This window comes from Streptomyces sp. PL-25, from assembly GCF_058344915.1.
The window spans coordinates 3,717,898-3,743,791 of sequence record NZ_CP136997.1; the positions used below are offsets into that span (position 1 = coordinate 3,717,898).

Genomic DNA, 25,894 nt, shown 5'->3' on the forward strand with positions numbered 1-25,894 from the left:
TGTCCACAGGCTGTGGAGATCCTTCGTCCACGATTCCACAGGGGGCTGAGCTGGGCGGACGCTCGATCCTCAGCCTGCCTGTGGACGCCGTTCGGGACAACTTCCCAGTCCCCAGCATGTGGACGGAAGAAAGTCGCCCAATCTGTGGAGGGCGGCCGTAACCCGGCAGGTAATCGAACAGCGGGGACTGGTGGGCGAGGTGCGGCCGGGCGCCGATCGCGTCCGGGCCGCCCGGCGCGAGGGCTGCCCGAGGGCGGTCCGAGGGCGGGCCCCGGCGGTCCGAGGCCGGTCCGTGCCGGTCCGTGCCGGGCCGCGGGCGGCCTCGCGCCGGGCCTCAGGAAGCCTTCCCGCCGGTGCCGGGCCTCCTGGGCACAGCGAAGGGCGCCCCCGCGGATGCGTTCCGCGGGGGCGCCCTTCGTGCCGCCTCGTGCCGCCTCGTGCTGCCCTGCGCCGTCGTACGGCGGGTGGTCAGCCGTTCTTGATGCGGTTGGTCAGCTCGGTGACCTGGTTGTAGATGGAGCGCCGCTCGGCCATCAGCGCGCGGATCTTGCGGTCGGCGTGCATGACGGTCGTGTGGTCGCGGCCGCCGAACTGCGCGCCGATCTTCGGCAGCGACAGGTCGGTCAGCTCACGGCACAGGTACATGGCGATCTGGCGTGCCGTGACCAGCGCCCGGCCGCGCGAGGTACCGCACAGGTCCTCGACCGTGAGGCCGAAGTAGTCGGCCGTGGCCGCCATGATGGCCGGCGCCGTGATCTCGGGCGCGCTGTCCTCGCCGCCGGGGATGAGGTCCTTGAGGACGATCTCCGTCAGCCCCAGGTCCACCGGCTGCCGGTTGAGCGAGGCGAACGCCGTGACCCGGATCAGCGCTCCCTCCAGCTCGCGGATGTTGCGCGAGATGCGGGAGGCGATGAACTCCAGCACCTCCGGCGGGGCGTTGAGCTGTTCCTGCACCGCCTTCTTGCGCAGGATCGCGATGCGCGTCTCCAGCTCGGGCGGCTGGACGTCGGTGATCAGGCCCCACTCGAAGCGGTTGCGCAGCCGGTCCTCCAGGGTGACCAGCTGCTTGGGCGGCCGGTCCGAGGACAGCACGATCTGCTTGTTGGCGTTGTGCAGCGTGTTGAAGGTGTGGAAGAACTCCTCCTGCGTCGACTCCTTGTCCGCCAGGAACTGGATGTCGTCGACGAGGAGGATGTCCATCTCGCGGTAGCGCTTGCGGAAGCTGTCGCCCTTGCCGTCGCGGATGGAGTTGATGAACTCGTTGGTGAACTCCTCCGAGCTGACGTACCGCACGCGCGTGCCCGGGTAGAGGCTGCGCGCGTAGTGCCCGATCGCGTGCAGCAGGTGCGTCTTGCCGAGACCCGACTCGCCGTAGATGAACAGCGGGTTGTACGCCTTGGCGGGTGCCTCGGCGACGGCCACGGCGGCGGCGTGCGCGAACCGGTTGGACGCGCCGATGACGAACGTGTCGAAGAGGTACTTCGGGTTGAGCCGCGCGGTCGGCTCGCCCGGTCCGTGGCCCTGCCCCGAGTGCCCGGCCGCATGGCCTGAGCCGCCGCCGGACGGGGACGGGACCGCCGGACCGCCGCGGTGCGCGGGCCCGCCGCCCGGCGGCGGCTCAGGCAGCTCCCGGCGGACCGGGTCGCGCTGGTCGTACTCGGACCGGGCGGAGTCGTAGTCGGAGCGCGAGGGGTCGTACGCGGGGCGCTCCACCGGACGTGGGCGGTAGTCCTGGGACGGGGAGTACTCCTGGGACGGCGGATAGGGCTCGTGCCCGCCGCTGTACGCGTCCTTGGCGCCGCCGTACCCCTCCGGCGCGCCGTAGCTCTCCTGCGGTCCGTACTGGTCGCGTGAGCCGTACGGCTCCTGGGCGGGCGACGCGTACGGGTCCCGCTCCGGGAAGCCGAGCCGCTGCTGCTGCCAGCCGTAGTCGTCCTGGGCGGGGCGCGGCCAGGACCCGGGCGTGGGGCGCTGGTAGTCGCCGTACTCCGCGGGATAGGCGGGGCGGGCGGTCGGCAGCTGGTCAGCGCCGTCGGCCGGGCCGGGGCGCGGGGGCAGCGGATCGCCGCTCGCGCCGCTCTTGCCGGAGCCGCCGGGGCGCTCGTCGCCGCGGCCGGGGCGGTCCTGCCGCTCGCGCCGGTCGTGCCGCCCCGGGCGGTCGGGGCGGTCGGGGTGGTCGTGCTGGTCGCGCCGCTCGGAGTGATCCGGGCGGTCCGGGCGGTGGGGCTCGGCCCGGTGCCGGCCGTATCCCTCGTATCCGCCCTGGCCGGTGGGGAGTTCCTGCTCCTCGTACTCCCCGTACTCGTCGTAGCGCTGCTTCGAGGACGGGGGAGCCGCCGGGGAGGGCTGGGCCGATGGTGCGGGGGGCTGGGACTCGCCGATGGAGCTGTCGACGGTGATCGCGATGCGGATCGGCCGGCCGCACTCGCGGCTCAGGCTCTCGCTGACGACCGGGGCCAGACGGCCCTCCAGGACGTTCTTCGCGAATTCGTTCGGCACGGCGAGCAGCGCGGTGTCCGCGACCAGCGCGAGCGGCTGGCAGCGGCGGATCCAGCGTCCGTCCTTGGTCTCCAGGCCCTGCCCCCGGCCCTCGCCGAGGAGCTGCTCCAGTACGCGTGGCCACACTGCGGCAAGATCGGCAGGTACGTCAGCCACAGGGCACGCTCTCTCACGGGGTCCCACGAACGTGTGGTTCGGGACGGGTCGGGATGTAAAGGGGGGACAAGGGAACGAAGGGGAGTCCGCCCACGGTAGTCAGCGCGGCGGGTACCGTTCAAGTTGTTGTCCCCAGGCTGTGGACAAGTGTGTCCCGGCACTGCGCGGTTTGACCGGATGGCCTAGCCGCGCGTACCGTAACCAGGTCGAGTTGTCGATGGCTGCTGCCGCCTGCCTCCGAAGGGCACAGATCGCGTCAAGGTGATCGGTCAAGCGGTACACACGCGCGTGACTACGAGCTGATCGTGGGCGCACGGTGACAGCCAGGACGGCACCCCGCCACTACCGATTCTTTCTGGAGCCCCCGAGTGAGCAAGCGCACCTTCCAGCCGAACAACCGTCGTCGCGCGAAGACCCACGGCTTCCGGCTGCGTATGCGCACCCGTGCCGGCCGCGCGATTCTCGCGTCCCGCCGTAGCAAGGGTCGCGCCCGTCTGTCCGCCTGATCCCGGTCAGGTCATGCCGTCGTGCTGCCCACCGAGAACCGGCTGAGGCGGCGCGAGGACTTCGCGACCGCGGTACGACGAGGACGCCGGGCCGGCCGCCCACTCCTCGTCGTCCATCTTCGTAGCGGTGCAACGGACCCGCACGCGCCTGGGGAGAGCGCTCCCCCGACGCGTGCGGGTTTCGTCGTGAGCAAGGCAGTGGGCGGCGCGGTCGTACGCAACACGGTGAAGCGAAGGCTTCGCCATCTGATGCGCGACCGGGTCGACCAGTTGCCCCCCGGTAGCCTGGTAGTCGTACGAGCGCTACCCGGTGCGGGCGACGCCGATCACGCACAACTGGCCCGCGACCTGGATGCCGCCCTTCAACGACTGCTGGGAGGGGGCACGCGATGAAGTACCCGCTGCTGGCCCTGATCAAGCTGTACCAGTGGACGATCAGTCCACTGCTCGGGCCGGTCTGCAAGTACTACCCGTCGTGCTCCCACTATGGCTACACGGCCATCGACCGGCACGGCGCCGTCAAGGGAACGGCACTCACCGCCTGGCGCATCCTGCGCTGCAACCCGTGGTCGCTGGGCGGTGTGGACCACGTTCCTCCGCGCAAACGCCCGCGGTGGCACGAATCGCTGCGTGCCGCCTGGCGTGCGCGCAAGGGCGGGCCCTCCGCCGCCGAACCGGCCACCGACGGGGACCTCCCGCCGAGCCCGGCCGCGAAGACCTCGTCCCATGCCCAAGGAGCATGATTAGTGGACACGATTGCCAGTTTCTTCAGTTTCATCACCTGGCCCGTCTCCTGGGTCATCGTCCAGTTCCACACGGTGTACGGGGCGATCTTCGGACCTGATACCGGCTGGGCCTGGGGCCTGTCCATCGTGTCCCTGGTGATCCTCATCCGTATCTGCCTGATCCCGCTCTTCGTGAAGCAGATCAAGGCGACACGGGCGATGCAGACGCTCCAGCCGGAGATGAAGAAGATCCAGGAGCGCTACAAGAACGACAAGCAGCGCCAGTCCGAAGAGATGATGAAGCTGTACAAGGAGGCGGGCACCAACCCGCTCTCCTCGTGCCTTCCCATCCTGGCGCAGTCCCCGTTCTTCTTCGCCCTGTACCACGTGCTCAACGGCATCGCCTCGGGCAAGAAGATCGGCGTCATCAACGACTCGCTGCTGGAGAGCGCCCGTCAGGCGCACATCTTCGGCGCGCCGCTCGCCGCGAAGTTCCTGGACGGCGCCGACACGGTGCAGAAGCTCGGTGCCTCGCTGACCGACGTCCGGGTCGTCACCGCGATCATGATCGTCCTGATGTCGGCGTCGCAGTTCTACACGCAGCGCCAGCTGATGACGAAGAACGTCGACACCACGGTGAAGACGCCGTTCATGCAGCAGCAGAAGATGCTGATGTACGTCTTCCCCATCATGTTCGCCTTCTTCGGCATCCGCTTCCCGGTCGGTGTCCTCGTCTACTGGCTGACCACCAACGTGTGGACCATGGGCCAGCAGATGTACGTGATCCACAACAACCCGACCCCCGGGTTCCAAGGCCCAGGCCGCCTACCTGGAGCGCCTGTACAAGCACGTCACGCACCACGGCAAGATCCGCAGCCGGGGCGAGAAGGCCATCGTCAAGGCGATCGTCGCCAAGGGCCGCGACCGCAACGAGTTCGAGCGCAAGTTCGTCAACGGCCTGACCAAGGCCGGACTGGCGGCCCAGGCCGACGGCACCGTGATCAAGAGCGACACCGCCACCGTCGTGGAGACCGAGGACGGCACGGTCACCACCACGGCCGGCACCACTCCCCGGCGCCAGCAGCCCAAGCGGCAGAGCAAGTCCCAGCGCCAGGGCGGTGCCAAGGCAGCCGGCACCGGCGAGTCCGAGCAGGCCCCGTCGCTGACCAAGGCCGAGACGGAGAGCGAGTCCGACGCACCGCAGGACACTCCTCCCGCCGCTGCCAAGAAGCCGGCCGCCAAGTCGGCGGGCGGCACCCGCAGCAAGGCCCAGTCCGGCCAGCGCAAGGGCCCGCAGCGCCCCAAGTCCCCGTCCAAGAAGTAAGAAGGAGCCCATCCCGTGACGGAAGGCACCACCTCCGCCGCTGCCGAGGGCGCAGACGCCCTGACCCGCCTGGAGCAGGAGGGCGAAATCGCGGCGGACTACCTTGAGGGTCTGCTGGACATCGCCGACCTCGACGGCGACATCGACATGGACGTCGAGGCCGACCGCGCCTCTGTCTCGATCATCAGCGACGCCGGCACCCGTGACCTGCAGAAGCTGGTCGGGCGGGACGGCGAGGTGCTGGAGGCGCTCCAGGAGCTGACGCGGCTGGCCGTGCACCGGGAGACCGGTGACCGCAGCCGTCTGATGCTGGACGTCGCGGGCTACCGCGCCCAGAAGCGGACCGAGCTGTCCGAGCTGGGTGCCAAGGCCGCGGCCGAGGCCCGGAGCACCGGCGAGCCCGTGAAGCTCAAGCCGATGAGCCCGTTCGAGCGCAAGGTCGTGCACGACGCCGTCAAGGCCGCGGGCCTGAGCAGCGAGTCCGAGGGCGAGGAGCCGCAGCGCTTCGTCGTCGTGCTCCCCGCCTGAGCGGACCCCGCGTTCCACCGGCCCCGTCTGTAGCGCAGACGGGGCCGAACCTTGTCAGCCTGGTAGTTCTGATGGTCGGCGCTGATCGCGCTGATGCGGTACGGAAGGACGGTTCCCGTGACGGAGGCAGCAGAGCTCCCCCCTGCGCCCGAGCAGGCACGTGAGGTATTCGGTGATCGCTTCGCGGATGCGGTCCGGTATGCCGAGCTGCTGGCCGAGGCAGGGGTCCAGCGAGGGCTCATCGGCCCACGGGAGGTACCCCGCCTGTGGGAGCGGCACCTGCTGAACTGCGCGGTGCTCTCCGAGGTCGTCCCCGAAGGGGTGACCGTGTGCGATGTCGGCTCCGGCGCCGGTCTGCCGGGCATCCCCCTGGCCCTGGTCCGTGACGACATCAAGATCACACTGCTGGAGCCGCTGCTGCGGCGCACCAACTTCCTCACCGAGGTCGTCGAGCTCCTGGGACTCGACCATGTCACCGTCGTCCGGGGACGCGCCGAGGAGCTCATGGGCAAGATTCCGCCGGTCCATGTGGTGACCGCCAGGGCAGTCGCCCCGCTGGACCGACTGGCCACTTGGGGCATCCCGCTGCTGCGCCCCTATGGCGAGATGCTGGCGCTCAAGGGGGACACGGCGGAGGAGGAGCTGAAGAGCGCCGGAACCGCGCTGAGCAAACTCGGTGCGGTGGAGACCTCCATCCTGCATGTGGGTGAGGGGATCGTGGATCCGCTGTCCACCGTGGTCCGTGTGGAGGTCGGCGAGAGTCCGGGCGGAGTGCGCTTCGCCGCGAAGCGCGCGAAGGCGGCCCGGACGGGCCGGGTGCGCCGGAGGCGATGAGTCTCTGCTCCGCCGGGCGGACTCCGCTGGGAGGCGCCTGGCGGAGTGTCGCTCACAAAAAGGGCGAATTGTTGTCATCGTGTTTCACGTGAAACGTCGCTCACTGCTGCACGGCATCATCAACCGCGGCCGCGCTGCGGCCCATCCCCGCGACCGCAAGCCTCTCGGTTCACCCAGAGAGGGAACGGAGTTGTCCACAGAGGTGGATTTCTCCACAGAACGACAGGCCTCACTGGTTCGCGACCCCGAAGGCATGGGAGGCTCTGTTCATCGCGAGCCTGAAGTCGAGGAGAGTGAATCCTTGCGGTCCGACGCCAACATCGCGGGGCCGATGACCGATCCGGTCCCCGGTCCCCGTACCGAGTCGATCGGGGAGCATGTTTCACGTGAAACACCGCCCCCGATGGACGACACCCCCATCGGTCGTGCTGCCCAACTGGCGGTCGAGGCTCTAGGCCGGGCCGGCGAGGGCCTGCCCCGCCCCGAACAGACCCGTGTCATGGTGGTCGCCAACCAGAAGGGCGGCGTCGGCAAGACGACGACGACCGTCAACCTCGCTGCCTCGCTGGCTCTGCACGGCAGCCGGGTCCTGGTGGTCGACCTCGACCCGCAGGGCAACGCCTCCACCGCGCTGGGGATCGACCACCACGCCGAAGTCCCGTCGATCTACGACGTGCTGGTGGAGAGCAAGCCTCTGGCGGAGGTCGTCCAGCCCGTTCCCGATGTCGAGGGTCTCTTCTGCGCCCCCGCCACGATCGATCTCGCCGGTGCGGAGATCGAGCTGGTGTCCCTGGTGGCCCGGGAGAGCCGACTGGAGCGGGCCATCCAGGCGTATGAGCAGCCGCTGGACTACATCCTCATCGACTGCCCGCCCTCGCTCGGTCTGCTGACGGTCAACGCCCTGGTAGCCGGCCAGGAGGTCCTCATCCCGATCCAGTGCGAGTACTACGCGTTGGAGGGACTGGGGCAGCTTCTGCGCAACGTCGATCTGGTGCGGGGGCATCTGAACCCCACCCTGCATGTGTCGACCATCCTGCTCACCATGTACGACGGCCGGACCCGCCTGGCGTCCCAGGTCGCCGACGAGGTGCGCAGCCACTTCGGCGACGAGGTGCTGCGGACGAGCATTCCCCGCTCGGTGCGTATCTCCGAGGCACCCAGCTACGGGCAGACGGTGCTGACCTACGATCCAGGATCGAGCGGTGCCCTCTCCTACCTTGAGGCGGCACGAGAAATCGCGTTGAAGGGCGTCGGGGTCAGCTATGACGCCACGCATGCCCACATCGGCGCACAGAGCGACCCGAGCATGGTGGAGGGGATCCAGTGAGTGAGCGACGGAGGCCTGGGCTGGGCCGGGGCCTGGGGGCCTTGATCCCTGCCGCTCCGACGGAGAGGACCCCGCTGCCGGGTCCGGCGGGCCACCCCGGCCCGGTGCTGATGTCCGACCGGGGAGTGGCCGCGGCCAAGGTGGCCATGGTGCCGCCCCCGCCGGTGGGCGCCCACTTCGCGGAGATCCCCCTGGACTTCATCACACCGAACCCTCGTCAGCCCCGTGAGGTCTTCGACGAGGAGGCGCTGACCGAGCTGGTCACCTCCATCAAGGAAGTCGGCCTGCTCCAGCCGGTCGTCGTACGGCAGATCGCTCCCGAGCGCTACGAGCTCATCATGGGCGAGCGGCGCTGGCGGGCCTGCCGTGAGGCCGCGCTCGAAGCCATTCCGGCGATCGTACGAGCCACGGACGACGAGAAGCTGCTGCTCGACGCCCTGCTGGAGAACCTGCACCGGGCCCAGTTGAACCCGCTGGAGGAGGCTGCCGCCTACGACCAGCTGCTGAAGGACTTCAACTGCACCCATGACCAGCTGGCCGACCGCATCGGCCGCTCCCGTCCGCAGGTCTCCAACACCCTGCGCCTGCTGCGGCTCTCGCCGGCGGTGCAGCGCCGAGTGGCCGCCGGAGTGCTGTCGGCCGGACATGCGCGGGCGCTGCTCTCGGTCGAGGACTCGGAGGAGCAGGACCGGCTCGCTCACCGGATCGTGGCCGAGGGCCTCTCGGTGCGGGCCGTGGAGGAGATCGTGACGCTCATGGGGTCACGGCCGCAGGCATCACCGCGGTCGAAGGGACCGCGTGCCGGGGCTCGTCTGTCTCCCGCCCTGTCCGATCTCGCGACCCGGTTGTCCGACCGCTTCGAGACCCGGGTGAAGGTCGACCTGGGGCAGAAGAAGGGCAAGATCACCGTCGAGTTCGCCTCAATGGAAGACCTTGAGCGCATTCTCGGCTCACTGGCTCCCGGTGAGGGGCCCGTGCTTCAGAAGGGCCTGCTGGACGGCGGTCCGGAGGAGACCGAGACGGACTCCTGACCCCTCGGCGGGCAGGGCGGACAGACGCTCCGCACAGGCGGGCCGTGAACCGGCGGAACACCACCGGTTCACGGCCCGCCTTTGCTTCTCCTCGGTGTCCACCGAAACCCATCGTGGATACGATGCGATCAGGTATGACGCATCCATTTGACGCCTCGTCCCGGAGGGACGGCCGCTCGTGACGCAGCGGGCGAAGGAAGCGAGGATCAGCCTTCATGGGCCGTAGGCTCCTGCCGCTCACTCTGGACAACCTTGAGGATCTTCCCCAGCGCTGTCGCGCATGCGTCTTCTGGGAGCTGGACCCGGTCAGTGGCGAGGCCGCGGTCAGAGCGGGCAGGCCCGCCGTGGAGAAGGAAGCCTGGATCTCCGCCGTCCTGTTGGACTGGGGATCGTGCGGTCGCGTCGCCTACGTCGACGATGTGCCGGTGGGATTCGTGCTCTACGCCCCGCCCGCCTATGTGCCCCGCTCCACGGCGTTCCCGACGAGCCCGGTCTCACCGGACGCGGTCCAGCTGATGACCGGCTTCGTACTGCCCGGCTACCAGGGACAAGGGCTGGGGCGGGTGCTGGTGCAGAGCGTCGCCAAGGATCTGCTGCGCCGCGGCTTCAAGGCCATCGAGGCCTTCGGGGACGCCCGCTGGAAGGAACCCGCCTGTGTGCTGCCGGCGGATCATCTGCTGGCGGTGGGCTTCAAGACGGTCCGGCACCACCCCGCGCACCCCCGGCTCCGCCTGGAGCTGCGCTCGACCCTCTCCTGGAAGGAAGACGTGGAGATGGCACTTGACCGGCTGCTGGGAGCGGTACAGAAGGAACCGGCACTGCGACCGCTGTGAACCCGTTGCATGCGAAGGGGTCGACCCTGACGGGCCGGCCCCTTCGTGTTTCACGTGAAACATGCACCGCCGGTCGCGGCGCGGGTCACTAGGTCAGGTCCTAGCTAGGCGATGAAGTCCTCAAGGTCGCGGACGATCGCGGCCTTCGGCTTCGCGCCGACGATGGTCTTGGCGACCTCGCCGTTCTGGTAGACGTTCAGCGTCGGGATCGACATGACGCCGTACTTGGCAGCCGTGTCCGGGTTCTCGTCGATGTTGAGCTTGACGATCTCGATCTTCTCGCCGTACTCGGCGGCAATGGCTTCGAGGGACGGGGCGATCTGGCGGCAGGGACCGCACCAGGCGGCCCAGAAGTCCACCAGTACGGGCTTGTCGCTCTTCAGGACGTCCTGCTCGAAGGAGGCGTCGGTCACGTGCTTCAGGGTGCCGGCCACGGCGGGCTCCTTAGTTTCTTCGCGTTCGTGCGGGGTGGGGCGGTCAGGGGGTCAGACAGTGGTCTTCTCGGGCTCTGCCTGCTGCTCGTTGTCCGCGAGAGCAGCAAGGAACCGCTCGGCGTCCAGGGCGGCGGAGCAGCCGGTGCCCGCGGCGGTGATGGCCTGGCGGTAGGTGTGGTCGACGACGTCACCGGCACCGAACACACCGGTGAGGTTGGTGCGCGTGGAGGGCGCGTCGACCTTCAGGTAGCCCTCTTCGTCCAGGTCGAGCTGGCCCTTGAACAGCTCGGTCCGCGGGTCGTGGCCGATCGCGATGAACAGACCCGTCACCGGGAGGTCCGAGAGTTCGCCGGTCTTGATGTTGCGCAGCTTCAGGCCGGACAGCTTCTGCTCGCCCTGGACCTCGGCGACCTCGCTGTCCCAGACGAACTTGATCTTCGGGTCGGCGAAGGCGCGCTCCTGCATCGCCTTGGAGGCGCGCAGCGTGTCCCGGCGGTGGACGATCGTCACGGACTTGGCGAACCGGGAGAGGAAGGTGGCTTCCTCCATCGCCGTGTCGCCGCCGCCGATCACGGCGATGTCCTGGTCCTTGAAGAAGAACCCGTCACAGGTCGCGCACCAGGACACACCCCGGCCGGAGAGGGCGTCCTCGTTGGGCAGACCGAGCTTGCGGTGCTGCGAGCCGGTGGTGACGATGACGGCCTTGGCCCGGTGCACGGTGCCCGAGGTGTCCGTGACGGTCTTGATCTCACCCGTGAGGTCGACGGAGACGACATCGTCCGGGATCAGCTCGGCGCCGAAGCGCTCGGCCTGGCCCCGCATGTTGTCCATGAGGTCCGGGCCCATGATGCCGTCGCGGAAGCCGGGGAAGTTCTCCACCTCGGTGGTGTTCATCAGCGCACCACCCGCGGTGACGGCGCCTTCGAACACCAGCGGCTTCAGCGACGCGCGCGCGGTGTAGAGGGCCGCCGTGTAGCCGGCGGGCCCGGAGCCGATGATGATCACGTTGCGGACGTCGCTCACGGCTTGTTTCCTCGTCTCTGGACTGTGTCCTACGGCCGGTGGAGCTGCTCTCGGTGCTCTCACCCCACCCAACGGATCCTAAGGGGCGTGCATTCCCGGTGTCCTCGGGCACACGGAGGCGCCCGGACACGGCGGAAGTACGGAGGGCGGCGATGGGATGCGGCGTCTTCGGGAATCCCTGCTCAGGAGCGCGTGTAGGTGTGTGACAGCAGGACCCGGGCTGTGATGGCGGGATCGTGCACACAGGACGCGTCCACGACATAGGCGGTGACCCGGGAGCTCGCGCCGGCGGGGTCGGACAGCACCACCAGATAGGCGTCCCGGCCGGCGTAGAGACCCGGCTGCGCGGCGAGAGGGGCGCCGGTGCTGTCGATGCCCTGGCGGATGCAGGAGGGGACCGCGACGGTCGGGTCGTCCTTGAGGATGTGGGGCTGCTCGGCACCTGGGCTGGTGCGCGTGGTGGCGCCTGGTTCCGCACCGGTGTCCGGACCGGCGTCGGTTCCGAAGCTGTGCGGGGCGTGGGTCGTGCCGTGTGTCTTCGGTGTCCCGTCGAGGAGGCTGGTGACCTGACGCGCGAGGCTTCCCTCGGAGAAGGTCTGTGCGGAGGTGCTCGACCGGGCAGAAGCCGCTGTGTCGGCGTGCTGGTCGTCGCTCTGAGAGGTCAGGACGACCGTGGCGACTCCGAGCGCGGTGACGGTGAGAGCAGCGCTCAGGACAGCGATCCCGCGGCGCACACGGCGCGGGCGCGGTTTACGGCCGGGGCCGGTCCGGGACGTGCGGACGTTGCCGACCGGGCGGTCCGCCGTGGGAGGTGCCGATGTTTCACGTGAAACATCGCCGCTTGTTTCACGTGAAACATGGCGGGCGCCACCGGTGATCTTCACCTCGGGGGCGGCGGGGTGGGGCTCTGCGGCGAGAGCGGCGTCGATCCGGTCCGCGATGTCGCTCGGCATGTGGTGCGGTGCCGGGAGGGTGCCGAGCAGGCTCCGGATCTCGTCGAGCGAGGCCCGGACGTCGGCGCAGTCGGCGCAGGTGCTCAGATGCCGTCGCAGATCCTCGGCCCGGGAAGGCGCGAGCAATCCTTCGGTGAAGTCGGAGATCTCCGAGACGTCCGGGTGCCCGTCCGTGTCCGTCGTGGCAGTCACGCTCGCCCACCTCCGCCCTTCACCGCAGCTGAATCGCCTGGCTCGCCGTTGCGTGTCTCCCGGTCCGGAGGACCCGCCGCCGGTGGGACGGATGCCCCCTGCGTCCGGTTCCGTCCCGGGCCCGGCGCCTCGCCGGCCTCGGCGCCGGAGCCGTTCGGCCGGAGATGGGTGAGCAGAGGGAGGAGCCTTGCTCTGCCCCGGGCGCAACGGCTCTTCACCGTGCCCACCGGAACATCGAGGACGCGGGCGGCCTCGGCGACGGGATATCCCTGCATGTCCACGAGCACCAGAGCGGCCCGCTGGTCGGCCGGGAGTGTGCCCAGCGCCTCGATGAGCTGCCGCTGCACGTCGTTCCGTTCGGCAGGCGCGGAGGCCGACTCGTGCGGCTCCAGCAGCTGCTCCAGGCGCTCGGTGTCGTCCACCGGGGAGGTCTTCCGTGAGGCCGCCTTGCGGACCCGGTCGAGGCAGGCATTGACCGTGATCCGGTGCAGCCATGTGGTGACGGCCGACTGCCCGCGGAAGGTGTGGGCGGCCCGGTAGGCGGAGACGAACGCGTCCTGCACGGCGTCAGCGGCCTCCTCGCGGTCCCCGAGCGTGCGCAGGGCGACCGCCCAGAGCCGGTCGCGGTGACGCCGCACGAGTTCACCGAAGGCGTCGTGGTCGCCCTCCACATGGCGGGACAGGAGGTCCTGGTCGCTCGCATCGTGGTAGGCGCTGTCGTCCGCCATCGGGCCTCTCCCCCTCGGTGCGGCGTCAGCCGGCGAACTTCACTTCGGTGATCGCCTGCTTGTAGCCGGCGGTGCTGTACGTGTTCGCGTCGGCACCCGAGTAGGGCATGGCGGTGATCCAGACGAGGACGTACCGGGTCTTCTCCGGCTTGGCGGTCTTCACCGTGACGGTGGCGCCGCTGGTCGTGGCGTCGCCGATCTTCCGCATCGACTCCAGCGACCCGGGGGACAGGGAGTCCGCCGCGTACAGCTCGACCGTGGTGTGGTCGCCGCTGTAGAGGAGACCGGCGGACGCCTGACTGAGGTTCTGTTCCGAGCCGAGGTCGTAGACGATCCCCACACCGGGCTTGAACGGTGCGAGAGGCGGGCCCTCCATGAAGGTGCTCGTCTTCCAGTACGTCGACGGGTTGCCGTCGTACGTCTTGCCGACGTCGCCTGGGTGCTGTGCGTCCCCCTTGGCGATGAACTCCTGCGCCCCCTGGACGGGGAGGGGCCGGAGCGGCTTCGGCTGCTGCTTGTCCTTCTTGTCGCTGCCGTCCTGCGTCTGGGTCTGGCTGTCCTTGGTTGACTTGCCGCCCTGGTCCATCAGGGCGTCGGCGAGCTGCCAACTGCCCAGCCCCAGCGCGGCGATGAGCAGGGCGGAGACAGCCCACTTCAGGGCCTTGCCGGTCCGGCTCTGCAGCGGGGGCGGCGGGGCAGGCACCGGCTGGGTGACGCCGGGGCGCGGTGCCGGACGTCCGTACGTGCCCTGCTGGTACGACGTGCCCTGGTACTCCGGCGGTGCGGTGAAGACGGGCTCCGGGGGACGGATCCGCGGCATCTCACCGATCGCCTTCACCAGCTCCTCCGGCGTCGTGCACGGAGACTCGTGACGCGAGGCGGTGGCGCCCTCGTTGACCAGGGCGCGCATGGCCAGCTCGGACAGACCGCGGTGGACCCCGGCGCGGACCTGGTCCGGCGGGATGAGGCCGACGGCCTTGGGCAGGCCGGACAGCCCGTAGGCGTCGTTCTCGTACGGCCAGCGCTGGGTGAGCGCGGCGTACAGCAGCGCGCCGATCGCCTCGGTGTCGGCCCGCTGGGGTGTCTCGGAGCTGATCCCGCGGAGCGCGGCGTTCACGGCCAGGCCGCGGATGCGCCACTGACCGGTGGAGGCGCGGAGCACCGCGTTCGGGTTCAGACGCAGATGGGCCAGGCCCTCGCGGTGCGCGACGGCCATGGCGGAGGCGACCTGGCTGACCAACTGGTAGGCGTCGTGCGGCTCCAGCGGGCCCGTGGACAGCAGGGTGGTCAGCTCGGTGGCGTCGGGAAGCCACTCGTGGACGACGTAGACGAGGTCGTTCTCCTCGACGGCGTCGAGGACCTGGACGAAGCGCGGGTCCCCGAGCAGGGCCGAGGAACGGGCCGCCGCCAGGACCGAGCGGGCACGGGAGTGGTCGGCGGGCAGGATGTGCACGCCGACGGCCCTGCGGAGCTTCTCGTCCACCGCGCGCCAGCTGCTGAATCCGTCCAGACGGGTGACGCACTCCTCCAGGCGGTAGCGTCTGGCCAGTTTGTGACCGCTGTGCAGTTCGGGCGGTGAGGCCTTCTGACCGGGACGCTCGGTCCCGCCGCTCCCCTGCGCCTCGTCGTTGTCCGTGTCCCGCTCCCGGTTCTGGGCCACCCCGTCGGCCGTGGACTGGTCCGCCTCGGCGGTCAGCGGTTCGTCACCGCTGTTGTCTGCCACGTCGACGGCAGCCGTGCTCCGTTCCGCCACCGTCGCTCCTGCCTCCCCATCCATCGCGCTGTCCGACGCCGAAACCAATTGTGCCCACAGTCCGGCGCTATGCACGACACACGGCGGCGGACGATGGTTGTGCGCCTACCCCCGCCTCAACGTCCCAGCCGTCCGCGGACCATGCCCACGAGCGAGTTCATCTCCTCGATCCGCATGCGCCGGGCCGCGACGAAGAAGATGCCGAGCAGCAGCAGACCGCCGGCCAGCAGCGCGGCGAACGAACCGACGACGCCCTGGCCCAGCAGGTGGCTGATCTCGTAGCAGGCCGCGCCGCTGACCAGCGCCGCCGGCACCGCGGCGATGCACAGCCGGGCGTAGGTCCGCAGGACGCGGGAGCCGTCGAGGTCGCCGCCGAGCCGCTTGCGCAGCCTGCTCCAGGCGACCCCCACACCGATCGCGTAGGCGAGGCCGTACGCGGCGGCCATGCCGATCACGGCCCAGCGGGCCGGCAGCACGAAGTAGCACACGGCCGAGGCGCTCGCGTTGACCGCGGCCACGATGACCGTGTTGTAGAAGGGCGTCCGGGTGTCCTCGTAGGCGTAGAAGGCACGCAGGACGACGTACTGCACGGAGTAGGGGATGAGGCCGAGGGCGAAGGCCATCAGCATGAATCCCATGTTGGTGGCCTCACCGGTGCCCGAGGAGCCGAAGATCAGGGTGCACATCGGAATGCCGAGCGCGAGGAACCCGAAGGCGATCGGCACGATGGCGACGGCCGTGGTGCGCAGCCCCTGCGAGATGTCGTCGCGGACGGCGCCGGTGTCGTCCTCGTGGGCCGAGCGGGAGATCCGCGGCAGCAGGGCGGCCATCAGGGAGACGGTGATGATGGCCTGCGGCAGACCCCAGATCAGCTGGGCGTTGGCGTAGGCGGCGAAGCCGACGCCGTCGACGGAGGACTGCTTGCCCGCCGCGGTCGACAGCCGGGTGACGATGATCGCGCCGGCCTGGTTGGCGAGGACGAAGAGGATGGTCCACTTGGCGAGGCTCGCGGCCTTCCCGAGCCCCTGCCCCCGCCAGTCGAAGCGCAGCCGCAGCCGGAACCCGGTCTCCCGCAGGTACGGGATCATCGCCAGCGCCTGGACGATGAGACCGAGCAGGATGCCCACACCGAGCAGCCGCTGGCCCTCCGGCGGGATGCTCGCCACGCCCATGCCGGAGTGGGCGGCGGTGCCGTACACCCAGATGAACGTGCCGAGCGTCACGATGATGACGATGTTGTTCAAGACCGGGGTCCACATCATCGCGCCGAACTTCCCGCGCGCGTTGAGGACCTGCCCCATCACCACATGGACGCCCATGAAGAAGATCGAGGGCACGAAGTAGCGGGTGAAGGTGATGCCGACCTGGTTGGCCGCCGGGTCGCCCGCCACCGACGGGGACAGCACCCGGATCAGGAGCGGCGCCGCGACCACCGCGAGCACGGTGAGCGCTCCCAGCGCCACCATGACCAGCGTCAGCAGCCGGTTGGCGTAGGCCTCGCCGCCGTCGTCGTCGTCCTTCATGGCCCGGACGAGCTGCGGTACGAAGACCGAGTTGAGGCCGCCGCCGACGGTCAGGACGTAGATCATCGTCGGCAGCTGGTAGGCGATCTGGAAGGTGTCGCCGAGCAGGCCGACGCCCAGCGCCGAGACGATCATCGCGGAGCGGATGAAGCCCGTGAGCCGGGAGACCATCGTGCCGGCCGCCATCACGGCACTGGACTTGAGCAGCCCCGACGCCTTGCCGCCCTTCTTCGCCGCCGGGGCGGCCGAGGGGGCGGGGGCAGGTGCCTCGGCCACGGTCCGGGTGGCGCCGGGAGCAGGGGCGTAGGGACCCATCGGGCCCTGACCGGCGCCCGGGACCGGCGCGGGGCCGGGTACGGACGTCGGCTCGGGCTGCGGCGGGTACCCGCCCATGTCCTGCGGGACCTGGTAGTCCTGTCGGCCGGCCTGGTAGCCCTGCTGGTCCGCGGGCGGGTACCCGTAGCCCTGCTGGTCCTGGTAGGCGGGCTGCCCGGGGGCCTGGTAACCGCTCTGGCGGGGGTCGTAGCCGTACGGCCCGGCCTCCTGCTGGTTCTGGTAGGCCGCCTGCCGGGGGTCCTGGGGGTAGCCGCCCTGCTGCTGGTCGCGGAAGAGGTGCGCGAAGGCGTCCGGCTCGTGCTGCTCCTCGGCGGAGTGGCTGACCAGGTCGTCGACGCCCACGAACTGCGTGGTGCGGGGATCCTCGCCGTACGGCAGGTACTGGGTGGTGCCCGACGGCTCGGGCGGCGGGGTCTGGGCCCAGATCCGTGGGTCCGGCGGATACGGGGATGGTGGTGGGCTGCCGTACAGCGGCTGCTGCGGCTCGTACGCGCCCGGCGGTGGTGGCGGGTGCGCGGCGCGGTCGTACAGCGCCTCGCCGACCGGGTCCTGGGCGGTGAGGTCCTGCTGCCGGTACGGGTCCTCGGCGTAGGCGTCCTGGAGGTACATGTCCGCGGGCGGCTGCTGCGGCACCTGGCCGTGCTCGGGCGGCGGGGTACCGGGGTGGCCCGAGCCGCCCACGGCCCGGCCGTGGTCAGGGTCGTACGGCGCGTTCATGGTTACCCCACCTCATCGTCCCGGGCCCTCCGGGCCACGACATCCTCAACGGTCCACTTTCTCACCCGTGCCGGACGGGTCGGCGCTTTCGGATGCGGTGTCCGGTGTCGGGTCACTCGCCTGCTCCCGGTCTGCTGCGGGGGACCGGCTGCCCGACTCCTGCGTGAGACGTTCCGCGGGGCCCGCGGGGTTCTCCGGTTCGCTGTTCTCCCGGTCACCCGGTTCCCGGCCGGTCTCGGCGGAGCCGTCGGGGGCGGGAGAGCCGCCGGAACCGCCGTCGCCGCGGCCGGGGCCGTCGCCGCCGTCCGCCCCGGTGTCGCCCGGTCCCTCGGCGTCCCCTGTGGCCTGCGCGTTCTCGCCGTCCTGCGGCTCCTCCCCGGCCGCCGCCCGCTTGCGCTGGGTGTACATGCGGAAACCGGCGAGGACGAGCAGCAGCACACCGCCGCCGATGACCAGCATGACGGTGGCGGTGACCTCGGTGACCTTCACGTCGAAGCTGACGGGCGCGCCGTACTCCTGGCTGTCCTGCGTGTACAGCTGGGCGATCACCGTCACGGGCCCGTTGGCGTTGGCCGACGTGGTGAACTTCACGGACTGGCTGTGCCCGCCGGAGACCGTGATCGGCTGCTCCGCGTACGCCTTGCCGCCGATCTTCAACCGGGTGGGGTTGGACGAGGTGAGCCGCAGCACCAGGTGGTCGACGCCCTGCACCAGGTTGTTCTGGACCGTGACGGGGATCGTCGCGCTGCGGCCGGAGAGCTTGGTCTCCGACTTGTCGATCAGTTTGACCTCTTCGGAGAGGTCGTCGAGGTAGGCCTTCACTCCGTCGCGGAAGCCCGCGGCCGCGCTGTCGCGGCCGCGCCAGGACGTGGACATCTCGCGGTTCATCGCGCGTCCGAAGGGCGTGACGACCCGGGACTCGTCGGTGAGCACCACCGCGAAGTTGTCGACCTTGCCCTGGGTGTCGGCGATCTCCGTGAAGGCCGGGCCCCGCAGCTCGCGCTTGCGCAGCGACGAGGGGTAGCGGGACGCGGACGGAACCTTCGTCGTGGCCTTGGGGTCCGGATCGGCCTTGGCCGCGCCGGCCAGATCCTGGGACTGGGACCAGGTGCCCTGCTGGAGGGCGAGCAGGGCCTGGTACATGGCCTGGGCCTGGCTGGTGCTGGGCATGCGCTGCGGGGCGACGACGACGCTGCGCTGCTTGCTCGTCTGACCGTTGAGTTCGAGGCTCTGGGCGAGGAACCGCTGCACCGCGAGCGTGCTGGCACCGGCCTGCGACAGATCGCCCTCGAACGAGGTCGACAGGCGCGCGTCCGCGACGACCGCGGTGGTGCCCTGGCCGATGGGCCGGGCCGCGGACGGCGTGTAGGTCATGCTGTCGGGCTCTTCGAGGCTGTCGCTGCGCGCGATGACCTTGTCGGCTCCGGCGGAGGTGGCGACCCGGATGATCGACGGATCGACGGCGCCGTTCACTGGCCAGGCGAAGTCCGTGGCCGGTTTGACGTGGAGCACCGTCTCCACCGTGCTGGCGGCGACGTCCGTGGCGTCCTTGAGCAGGCTCAGGGTGCCGGAGACGCTGGTGCCGCGGTGGGCGAGCGCCGCGAGATCCGGATCCGCGAACGGCAGCGCCACGACCTCCTTGCCCGCCACCGCCTGCTGGAGCTCGGCGAGCCACTGCTTGGCCACCGCCTGGTGGGTCCCGGCGACGGGGTCCGCCCCGGGGTCCGTCCGGATGCGGTAGTTGCGGGTCATGGCGTCGACGGACGCCAGCAGGTCCGGGTCGATCACCCAGGTGACGTCGAGATCCTTGCCCAGGGTGAGCATCCGTTCCAGCCGGCCGCCCGGGGCGAGGTCCTTGGCGAGGTCGTCGTTGAGGAAGACCGGTGTCTGCACGGTGCCGGGGCCGGTCTCCGCCGTCATGTGGACGGTGGAGACGAGGGGCCACAGGGCGGTCGTCTTCGTCTTCACCGACGCGGCGGAGGGCTGCCACGGCAGGAAGGTGTGCTGGATGCCCAGGACCTGGTCCCACCGCTGGACGGGCGTCTGCCCCGACAGCGAGACGGAGAACTCGTAGACGCCGTCGGCGCCGAGGTCCAGCTTGGCGGCCGGGACCGAGATGCTGAAGTGCTGCGCGACGCCGGGCTGGAGCGCGGTGAACTTCTGCGTGTACGTGCCGTCGATCTCCGGGCCGTCGGTGCCGGGCTCGAAGTCGGTGCGCTGCGCCACGGTGTCGATCTCGGAGCGGGTGTCCAGGAGCGGGCCCACCCGCAGCCCGACGTGCGCGTCGGTGACCGGCTGCTTCCCCTTGTTCGTCACCGTGCCCGACACGGTCACCGTGTCTCCCGCGGAGGGGATGCTGGGGCTGAGGGAGTCGAGGGACACCGCGACGGTGCGCGACCCGGAGACGGCGGCCCGGGGCGCTTCCTGGCCGGAGGCGTGCGCGGCCGGGGCGGAGAGCTGGAGCAGACCGGTCAGCAGTGGCGCCCCGGCGAGCAGGGCCCCGGTTCGCCGCAGCCAGCGGCGGGCAGGTGAGGGACTGGTCCCCAGGAAGTCTGCCGCCTCGGCCACGCGCTCGCCCGTCCCTCGTCGTCAGTGGTCGTCGGAATGTGCGTCCCCGCATGGTAACGAGACCTGCGGAGCGGAAGTGCCGCGGAGGCGGCCACAAGATCGACGGGAATCCGGCGCGCGCCCTGGATATCCGCGTATCCGGGGATGCCGTTCGTTACATCACGATGGGACGGTCTTGAACGGGTAAGCAAGGGGGCGTCCCCGCGCGCGCACCGGAACGACACGGCCGGGCCGCCTGGGCACGTACCCTCTTCTGTTGTGCCGAACGCCAACGATGACACTCCCCCTGCCCTGAGCCAGGTGCAGCAGCGCGCGGTCAGCGAGCTGCTGCGGGTGGCCCCTGTCGCCGACGACCTCGCGCGCCGTTTCCAGGAGGCCGGGTTCTCGCTCGCCCTGGTCGGCGGGTCCGTCCGCGACGCGCTGCTCGGCCGGCTCGGCAACGACCTGGACTTCACGACGGACGCGCGTCCCGAGGACGTACTGAAGATCGTGCGGCCCTGGGCGGACGCCGTGTGGGAGGTCGGGATCGCCTTCGGCACGGTCGGTGCGCAGAAGGACGGCTATCAGATCGAGGTGACGACCTACCGGTCCGAGGCGTACGACCGCACCTCGCGCAAGCCCGAGGTGGCGTACGGCGACTCCATCGAGGAGGACCTGGTCCGTCGGGACTTCACCGTGAACGCCATGGCCGTCGCCCTGCCGGAGAAGAGGTTCATCGACCCGCACGGCGGTCTGGAGGACCTGGCGGAGCGAGTGCTGCGGACACCGGGCACCCCGGAGGAGTCCTTCTCGGACGACCCGCTGCGGATGATGCGGGCCGCGCGCTTCGCCGCGCAGCTCGACTTCGAGGTCGCCCCCGAGGTCGTCACGGCGATGAAGGAGATGGCCGGGCGCATCGAGATCGTCTCCGCCGAGCGGGTACGGGACGAGCTGAACAAGCTGATCCTCTCCACCCACCCGCGCAAGGGCCTGACCCTGCTCGTCGACACCGGGCTGGCCGACCGGGTGCTGCCCGAGCTGCCCGCCCTCCGGCTGGAGCGGGACGAGCACCACCGGCACAAGGACGTCTACGACCACACACTGATCGTTCTGGAGCAGGCGATCGACCTGGAGGAGGCGGGTCCCGACCTCACCCTCCGGCTGGCCGCCCTGCTGCACGACATCGGCAAGCCCCGTACGCGCCGTTTCGAGAAGGACGGCCGGGTCTCCTTCCACCACCATGAGGTGGTCGGCGCGAAGATGACCAAGAAGCGCATGACCGCCCTGAAGTACTCCAACGAGCTGGTGAAGGACGTCTCGCACCTGGTCGAGCTGCATCTGCGCTTCCACGGCTATGGCACCGGCGAGTGGACGGATTCGGCGGTCCGCCGCTATGTCCGCGACGCCGGTCCGCTGCTCGACCGCCTGCACAAGCTGACCCGGTCCGACTGCACCACCCGGAACAAGCGCAAGGCGCTCGCGCTGTCCCGTGCGTACGACGGTCTGGAGGAGCGCATCGCCCAGCTCCAGGAGAAGGAGGAGCTGGACTCCATCCGCCCGGACCTCGACGGCAACCAGATCATGGAGATCCTCGGCGTCCCGCCCGGCCCCGCGGTCGGCCGCGCCTACAAGCACATGCTGGAGCTGCGCCTGGAGCACGGCCCGATGGAGCACGATGCCGCTGTGGCGGCCCTTCGGGAGTGGTGGGCCCAGCAGGAGAGCTGACAGCGCGGAGGCCGTGTTTCACGTGAAACATGACCTCCGCGGCACCCGGCCATGACGAAGGGGCGGTGTTTCACGTGAAACACCGCCCCTTCGTCGTACCGCCGAGCCGGGCGTTACTTGGCTTCCTTCAGGCAGAGCACCACGTCGTGGCCGCCGCCGTACTGGACGTAGGAGATCGTCGCGTCGGTGACGGTCTTGCACTTCTCCGTGTCGGTGGAGCCGTCGAACTTCTCGACCACCTTGTACTGGGCGTTGGCGGACGAGCAGTCGACCTCCTTGAGGTCGGCCTTGGTCATCGACCCGTCGTTGTGCATGCACGAGCCCACCGAGGTGGTCTCCGCGTCGTCGCGGGTCAGGAACCAGCCCGCGCCGAACTTCAGGAGCGCGACGATGACGGCGACCACGATCACACCGATGATGCGGATGGCCTTCTTGCCCAGACGCTTGCCGGCCGGCGCGGGCGGCGGCACCGGCGCGCCCTGCTGCTGCGGGAAGGGGGCGTACGGCTGCTGCGGCGGGTAGGGCTGCTGCGGGACTCCCGGCTGACCGGGCTGCTGCCCCATGGGAGCGGTGGGGGCCTGGGCGTACGGGTTCTGGCCCTGGGGCGGCGGCGGAGTAGTCACTTGGGGGTCCCCCTGGAACGTAGACACGATGACGCGAACACGGCGTCGAAATAAGACGCACGTAAGCTACAGGCCCCCGCTGACATCCCTGTACTTCCCAGGAGACTCTGTGTCTTTGATGTGACAGTCAGCGGTGTTCAAACCGGGCCATAGTCGCCGCAACCGCTCCGTAGATCACGGCAATCGTGATGACCAGGACCGACGAGCGGCCGTCCGGAGGCAGCATCAGCGCCGCGACGGCCGCCGCGCCGACGAAGGCGACGTTGAACAGCACGTCGTAAACGGAAAAGATCCGGCCGCGGAAGCCGTCCTCGACGCAGGACTGCACGACCGTGTCCGTGGCGATTTTCGCTCCCTGGGTGACGAGCCCGAGCACGAAGGCCGCGACCAGCAGGGGACCGGTGGCGAACAGCAGCCCGAGAGCGGGTTCCAGCACCGCGGCGGAACCGGCGCACACGGCGATCCAGCGCAGGGGGCCGAGCCGCCCGGCGGCCCAGGGAGTGACCAGCGCCGCGGCGAAGAACCCGGCCCCGGACGCGCCCAGCGCGAGACCGAGCAGCCGCAGCCCGTCGTCCGTGTGCGCGGACAGGCCGTAGCGGCACAGCATCAGCACCATGACCGTCAGCGCGCCGTAGCAGAACCGCATCAGCGCCATCGCGCCCAGAGCCCGCGCCGCCGCCCGGCGCGGCGGCGCGGCGAGGTGCCGCACACCGGCCAGCAGGCCCCGCGCGGTGCCGGTCAGCGCGGTACCCAGCCGGGGCGGCGCCGGGTCGCGGTCGGGACCGAGGAGGTCCCGGGCCATCAGCAGCGACGTGAGGGCGGCGCACAGATAGAGGACGGCGCCCAGCAGCACCACGGCGGCATCCGAGTCGGCCCCGGCCAGGCGCAGGGCGAAGGCGAGGCCGCCGCCCCCGAAGGCCGCGAGGGAGCCCGCGGTCGGCGACAGGGAGTTGGCGACGACCAGCCGCTCGGCGTCCACCACCCGCGGCAGCGCGGCGGACAGGCCCGACAGGACGAAGCGGTTGACGGCGGTGACGCACAGGGCGGAGGCGTAGAAGAGCCAGTCGGCTGCGCCCGCCGCCATCAGCACGGCGGTGGCGGCGGCCAGCACCGCGCGGGCCAGATTGCCGTAGAGGAAGACCTGACGGCGCCGCCAGCGGTCCAGCAGCACACCGGCGAACGGACCGACCAGGGAGTAGGGCAGCAGCAGCACCGCCATCGCCGAGGCGACGGCGCCGGCCGAGGCCTGGTGCTCGGGGGAGAAGACGACGTAGGCGGCGAGCGCGACCTGATAGACGCCGTCGGCGCCCTGGGAGAGCAACCGTATGGTGAGCAGCCGTCGGAAGCCCCGCTGGCGCAGCAGGACGCGCAGGTCACGGACGACGGCCATGGGGCACAGCCTCACATACGCGAGGGCCCCCGGGGCACAGACGGGAGGGTCCCCGGGGCGATCGCCTCGGGGACCCTCCCAGCCCTGGCAGGAGCGTTCAGCGTGACGTCAGCGCTCGACGTCGCCGCGGATGAACTTCTCGACGTTCTCGCGGGCCTCGTCGTCGAAGTACTGGACCGGCGGGGACTTCATGAAGTACGAGGACGCCGACAGGATCGGGCCGCCGACGCCGCGGTCCTTGGCGATCTTCGCGGCGCGCAGGGCGTCGATGATGACACCCGCGGAGTTCGGGGAGTCCCAGACCTCGAGCTTGTACTCCAGGTTCAGCGGGACGTCACCGAAGGCACGGCCCTCGAGGCGGACGTAGGCCCACTTGCGGTCGTCCAGCCAGGCCACGTAGTCGGACGGGCCGATGTGGACGTTCTTCTCGCCGAGGTCCCGGTCGGGGATCTGCGAGGTGACGGCCTGCGTCTTGGAGATCTTCTTGGACTCCAGGCGCTCGCGCTCGAGCATGTTCTTGAAGTCCATGTTGCCGCCGACGTTCAGCTGCATCGTGCGGTCCAGGACGACGCCCCGGTCCTCGAACAGCTTCGCCATGACACGGTGCGTGATGGTGGCGCCGACCTGCGACTTGATGTCGTCACCGACGATCGGGACGCCCGCCTCGGTGAACTTGTCCGCCCACTCCTTGGTGCCGGCGATGAAGACCGGGAGGGCGTTGACGAAGGCGACCTTGGCGTCGATGGCGCACTGGGCGTAGAACTTCGCCGCGTCCTCGGAGCCGACCGGCAGGTAGCAGACGAGGACGTCGACCTGCTTGTCCTTGAGGACCTGGACGACGTCGACCGGAGCCTCGGCGGACTCCTCGATGGTCTGGCGGTAGTACTTGCCGAGGCCGTCGAGGGTGTGGCCGCGCTGCACCGTCACACCGGCGGAGGGCACGTCGCAGATCTTGATGGTGTTGTTCTCGGAGGCGCCGATGGCGTCCGAGAGGTCCAGACCGACCTTCTTCGCGTCTACGTCGAAGGCGGCCACGAACTCGACGTCACGCACGTGGTAGTCGCCGAACTGCACGTGCATGAGGCCCGGGACCTTGGCCGCCGGGTCGGCGTCCTTGTAGTACTCGACGCCCTGCACCAGCGATGCGGCGCAGTTGCCCACACCGACGATGGCTACGCGAACCGAACCCATTCCGGTTGCTCCCTGTGTGTACTCGGTGAAGCCCCGACGGGACCTCACGTGGCGGTGTCGCCGGGCGTATCCGGCCGGGAAGGATCCCCGGTCCGGGGCAGGCCGCCCGTCGCTCCATTGGTGGTGTCCTGCTGAGCGGTCCCCCCGTCGGCGGAACCCTTGAGGTCCCGCCCGGCCCGCTCACTCTCGATGAGCTCGTTCAGCCAGCGCACTTCGCGCTCCACGGACTCCATTCCGTGGCGCTGGAGCTCGAGGGTGTAGTCGTCGAGGCGCTCCCTGGTGCGCGCGAGGGAGGCGCGCATCTTCTCCAGACGCTCCTCCAGCCGACTGCGGCGGCCCTCGAGCACGCGCATGCGCACATCGCGCGAGGTCTGCCCGAAGAAGGCGAAGCGCGCGGCGAAGTGCTCGTCGTCGTACGCGTCGGGGCCGGTCTGGGAGAGCAGCTCCTCGAAGTGCTCCTTACCTTCTGCCGTCAACCGGTAGACGATCTTCGCGCGGCGCCCGGCGAGCGGGGCGGCGAGGGCGTCCTCGGTGGTGTTCCCCGGTTCCTCGGTCAACCAGCCGTTGGCGACCAGCGTCTTGAGGCAGGGATACAGCGTCCCGTAACTGAACGCACGGAACACACCCAGCGACGTATTGAGCCGTTTGCGCAGCTCATAGCCGTGCATCGGGGACTCGCGGAGCAGGCCGAGTACGGCGAACTCAAGGATTCCGGAACGCCGGCCCATCGTCGCCTCCTCTCTGCCGCGACCCGGTGCCGGCTCACGCCGTACCGGGTGCCGTGACGGTCTTTATGTCGCGCTGATGTATCGACTCGATACATCCAGACGATAGAACGACCCCGCGCGTGCGACAAGGGGGGACAGGGTGAACGGGATCACATCACCGTTTCGTTGCAGCCAAGTTGCCTGATTTGGGGTGAACTTCGGGACCCGGTGGGTTTTGACGGTGCGTAGTCTGTCCGCCATGCATGACACCGGGAACCTAGCGACGCAT

General features: G+C 70.0%; 21 protein-coding genes and 3 pseudogenes. 11 read left to right on the forward strand and 13 right to left on the reverse strand.

All coding sequences use genetic code 11. The annotated features are described in order from the left end of the window. Positions 1 to 468: 468 nt before the first annotated feature. Together dnaA and R4Z62_RS16670 are read right to left on the reverse strand one after the other, a co-directional pair. A pseudogene (gene dnaA, locus R4Z62_RS16665) lies at positions 469 to 2,028 on the reverse strand (chromosomal replication initiator protein DnaA); the annotation flags it as partial. Between the two features lie 128 nt (positions 2,029 to 2,156). Further along, positions 2,157 to 2,655 (reverse strand): annotated as a pseudogene (locus R4Z62_RS16670) (chromosomal replication initiator protein DnaA); the annotation flags it as partial. A gap of 368 nt (positions 2,656 to 3,023) precedes the next feature. Here R4Z62_RS16670 and rpmH point away from each other — a divergent pair. The 10 genes and pseudogenes from rpmH (at position 3,024) to R4Z62_RS16720 (ending at position 9,763) form a co-directional block, all read left to right on the forward strand. Further along, on the forward strand, positions 3,024 to 3,161 hold the full coding sequence (gene rpmH / locus R4Z62_RS16675; RefSeq protein WP_003956500.1) for a 50S ribosomal protein L34: 138 nt from the start codon (positions 3,024 to 3,026) through the stop codon (positions 3,159 to 3,161). Between the two features lie 21 nt (positions 3,162 to 3,182). Beyond that, positions 3,183 to 3,554 carry a ribonuclease P protein component gene (gene rnpA, locus R4Z62_RS16680; protein WP_078510028.1) on the forward strand — a complete coding sequence of 124 codons (372 nt, stop codon included), beginning with the start codon at positions 3,183 to 3,185 and terminating at the stop codon, positions 3,552 to 3,554. Further along, positions 3,551 to 3,904: a membrane protein insertion efficiency factor YidD gene (gene yidD, locus R4Z62_RS16685; protein WP_018566215.1), complete on the forward strand. Its 354-nt coding sequence runs from the start codon at positions 3,551 to 3,553 to the stop codon at positions 3,902 to 3,904. The genes rnpA and yidD overlap by 4 nt, the downstream gene beginning before the upstream one ends. Positions 3,905 to 3,907: 3 nt before the next feature. After that, positions 3,908 to 4,795: pseudogene (gene yidC, locus R4Z62_RS16690) on the forward strand (membrane protein insertase YidC); the annotation flags it as partial. An 88-nt stretch (positions 4,796 to 4,883) separates the two neighbouring features. Then, positions 4,884 to 5,210, forward strand: coding sequence for a hypothetical protein (locus tag R4Z62_RS16695; RefSeq protein ID WP_491521968.1), 327 nt, complete (start codon positions 4,884 to 4,886; stop codon positions 5,208 to 5,210). 15 nt (positions 5,211 to 5,225) lie between these two features. After that, positions 5,226 to 5,738, forward strand: coding sequence for a Jag family protein (locus R4Z62_RS16700; protein ID WP_355482719.1), 513 nt, complete (start codon positions 5,226 to 5,228; stop codon positions 5,736 to 5,738). Between the two features lie 117 nt (positions 5,739 to 5,855). Continuing rightward, positions 5,856 to 6,572, forward strand: a complete 717-nt coding sequence (rsmG, locus tag R4Z62_RS16705) for a 16S rRNA (guanine(527)-N(7))-methyltransferase RsmG (protein ID WP_064534067.1) — start codon at positions 5,856 to 5,858, stop codon at positions 6,570 to 6,572. 253 nt (positions 6,573 to 6,825) lie between these two features. Further along, entirely contained in the window at positions 6,826 to 7,899 is a 1,074-nt protein-coding gene (locus tag R4Z62_RS16710; protein ID WP_078510029.1) for a ParA family protein, read from the forward strand. After that, on the forward strand, positions 7,896 to 8,930 hold the full coding sequence (locus R4Z62_RS16715; protein WP_491520210.1) for a ParB/RepB/Spo0J family partition protein: 1,035 nt from the start codon (positions 7,896 to 7,898) through the stop codon (positions 8,928 to 8,930). Before R4Z62_RS16710 ends, R4Z62_RS16715 begins: the two co-directional genes overlap by 4 nt. A gap of 215 nt (positions 8,931 to 9,145) precedes the next feature. After that, positions 9,146 to 9,763 (forward strand): GNAT family N-acetyltransferase, encoded by a 618-nt coding sequence (locus tag R4Z62_RS16720; RefSeq protein ID WP_064534062.1) that lies wholly within the window; start codon positions 9,146 to 9,148, stop codon positions 9,761 to 9,763. Between the two features lie 104 nt (positions 9,764 to 9,867). Here the strand turns inward: R4Z62_RS16720 and trxA are convergent, their stop codons facing one another. The 7 genes from trxA to R4Z62_RS16755 form a co-directional block, all read right to left on the reverse strand. Beyond that, positions 9,868 to 10,197 (reverse strand): thioredoxin, encoded by a 330-nt coding sequence (trxA, locus tag R4Z62_RS16725; RefSeq protein ID WP_018566222.1) that lies wholly within the window; start codon positions 10,195 to 10,197, stop codon positions 9,868 to 9,870. Between the two features lie 51 nt (positions 10,198 to 10,248). Next, positions 10,249 to 11,220 (reverse strand): thioredoxin-disulfide reductase, encoded by a 972-nt coding sequence (trxB, locus tag R4Z62_RS16730; protein WP_491520211.1) that lies wholly within the window; start codon positions 11,218 to 11,220, stop codon positions 10,249 to 10,251. Between the two features lie 182 nt (positions 11,221 to 11,402). Beyond that, entirely contained in the window at positions 11,403 to 12,365 is a 963-nt protein-coding gene (locus R4Z62_RS16735; RefSeq protein WP_491520212.1) for an anti-sigma factor family protein, read from the reverse strand. Further along, positions 12,362 to 13,093: an RNA polymerase sigma factor SigM gene (gene sigM, locus R4Z62_RS16740; RefSeq protein WP_355482711.1), complete on the reverse strand. Its 732-nt coding sequence runs from the start codon at positions 13,091 to 13,093 to the stop codon at positions 12,362 to 12,364. The genes R4Z62_RS16735 and sigM overlap by 4 nt, the downstream gene beginning before the upstream one ends. A 25-nt stretch (positions 13,094 to 13,118) precedes the next feature. Then, positions 13,119 to 14,846, reverse strand: coding sequence for a protein kinase family protein (locus R4Z62_RS16745; RefSeq protein ID WP_382849827.1), 1,728 nt, complete (start codon positions 14,844 to 14,846; stop codon positions 13,119 to 13,121). 116 nt (positions 14,847 to 14,962) lie between these two features. Continuing rightward, the gene (murJ, locus tag R4Z62_RS16750; protein ID WP_385490526.1) at positions 14,963 to 17,422 is read right to left on the reverse strand and encodes a murein biosynthesis integral membrane protein MurJ; all 2,460 of its coding nucleotides are present in this window, start codon (positions 17,420 to 17,422) and stop codon (positions 14,963 to 14,965) included. Between the two features lie 45 nt (positions 17,423 to 17,467). After that, a complete protein-coding gene (locus tag R4Z62_RS16755) occupies positions 17,468 to 19,990 on the reverse strand; it encodes a DUF6049 family protein (protein WP_385490523.1) in 2,523 nt (840 codons plus the stop codon). Between the two features lie 258 nt (positions 19,991 to 20,248). Here R4Z62_RS16755 and R4Z62_RS16760 point away from each other — a divergent pair, with 258 nt between their 5' ends. Beyond that, a complete protein-coding gene (locus tag R4Z62_RS16760) occupies positions 20,249 to 21,694 on the forward strand; it encodes a CCA tRNA nucleotidyltransferase (protein ID WP_355482703.1) in 1,446 nt (481 codons plus the stop codon). Positions 21,695 to 21,807: 113 nt separating this feature from the next. Here the strand turns inward: R4Z62_RS16760 and R4Z62_RS16765 are convergent, their stop codons facing one another. From R4Z62_RS16765 to R4Z62_RS16780, 4 genes are all read right to left on the reverse strand, one after another. Then, positions 21,808 to 22,317 (reverse strand): LppU/SCO3897 family protein, encoded by a 510-nt coding sequence (locus R4Z62_RS16765; protein WP_173860854.1) that lies wholly within the window; start codon positions 22,315 to 22,317, stop codon positions 21,808 to 21,810. A gap of 127 nt (positions 22,318 to 22,444) precedes the next feature. Next, a complete protein-coding gene (locus R4Z62_RS16770) occupies positions 22,445 to 23,707 on the reverse strand; it encodes an MFS transporter (RefSeq protein ID WP_382849817.1) in 1,263 nt (420 codons plus the stop codon). A 108-nt stretch (positions 23,708 to 23,815) separates the two neighbouring features. Beyond that, positions 23,816 to 24,898, reverse strand: coding sequence for an inositol-3-phosphate synthase (locus R4Z62_RS16775; protein ID WP_026252267.1), 1,083 nt, complete (start codon positions 24,896 to 24,898; stop codon positions 23,816 to 23,818). Positions 24,899 to 24,942: 44 nt separating this feature from the next. Then, positions 24,943 to 25,626 (reverse strand): PadR family transcriptional regulator, encoded by a 684-nt coding sequence (locus R4Z62_RS16780; RefSeq protein WP_018566233.1) that lies wholly within the window; start codon positions 25,624 to 25,626, stop codon positions 24,943 to 24,945. Between the last annotated feature and the right edge of the window lie 268 nt (positions 25,627 to 25,894).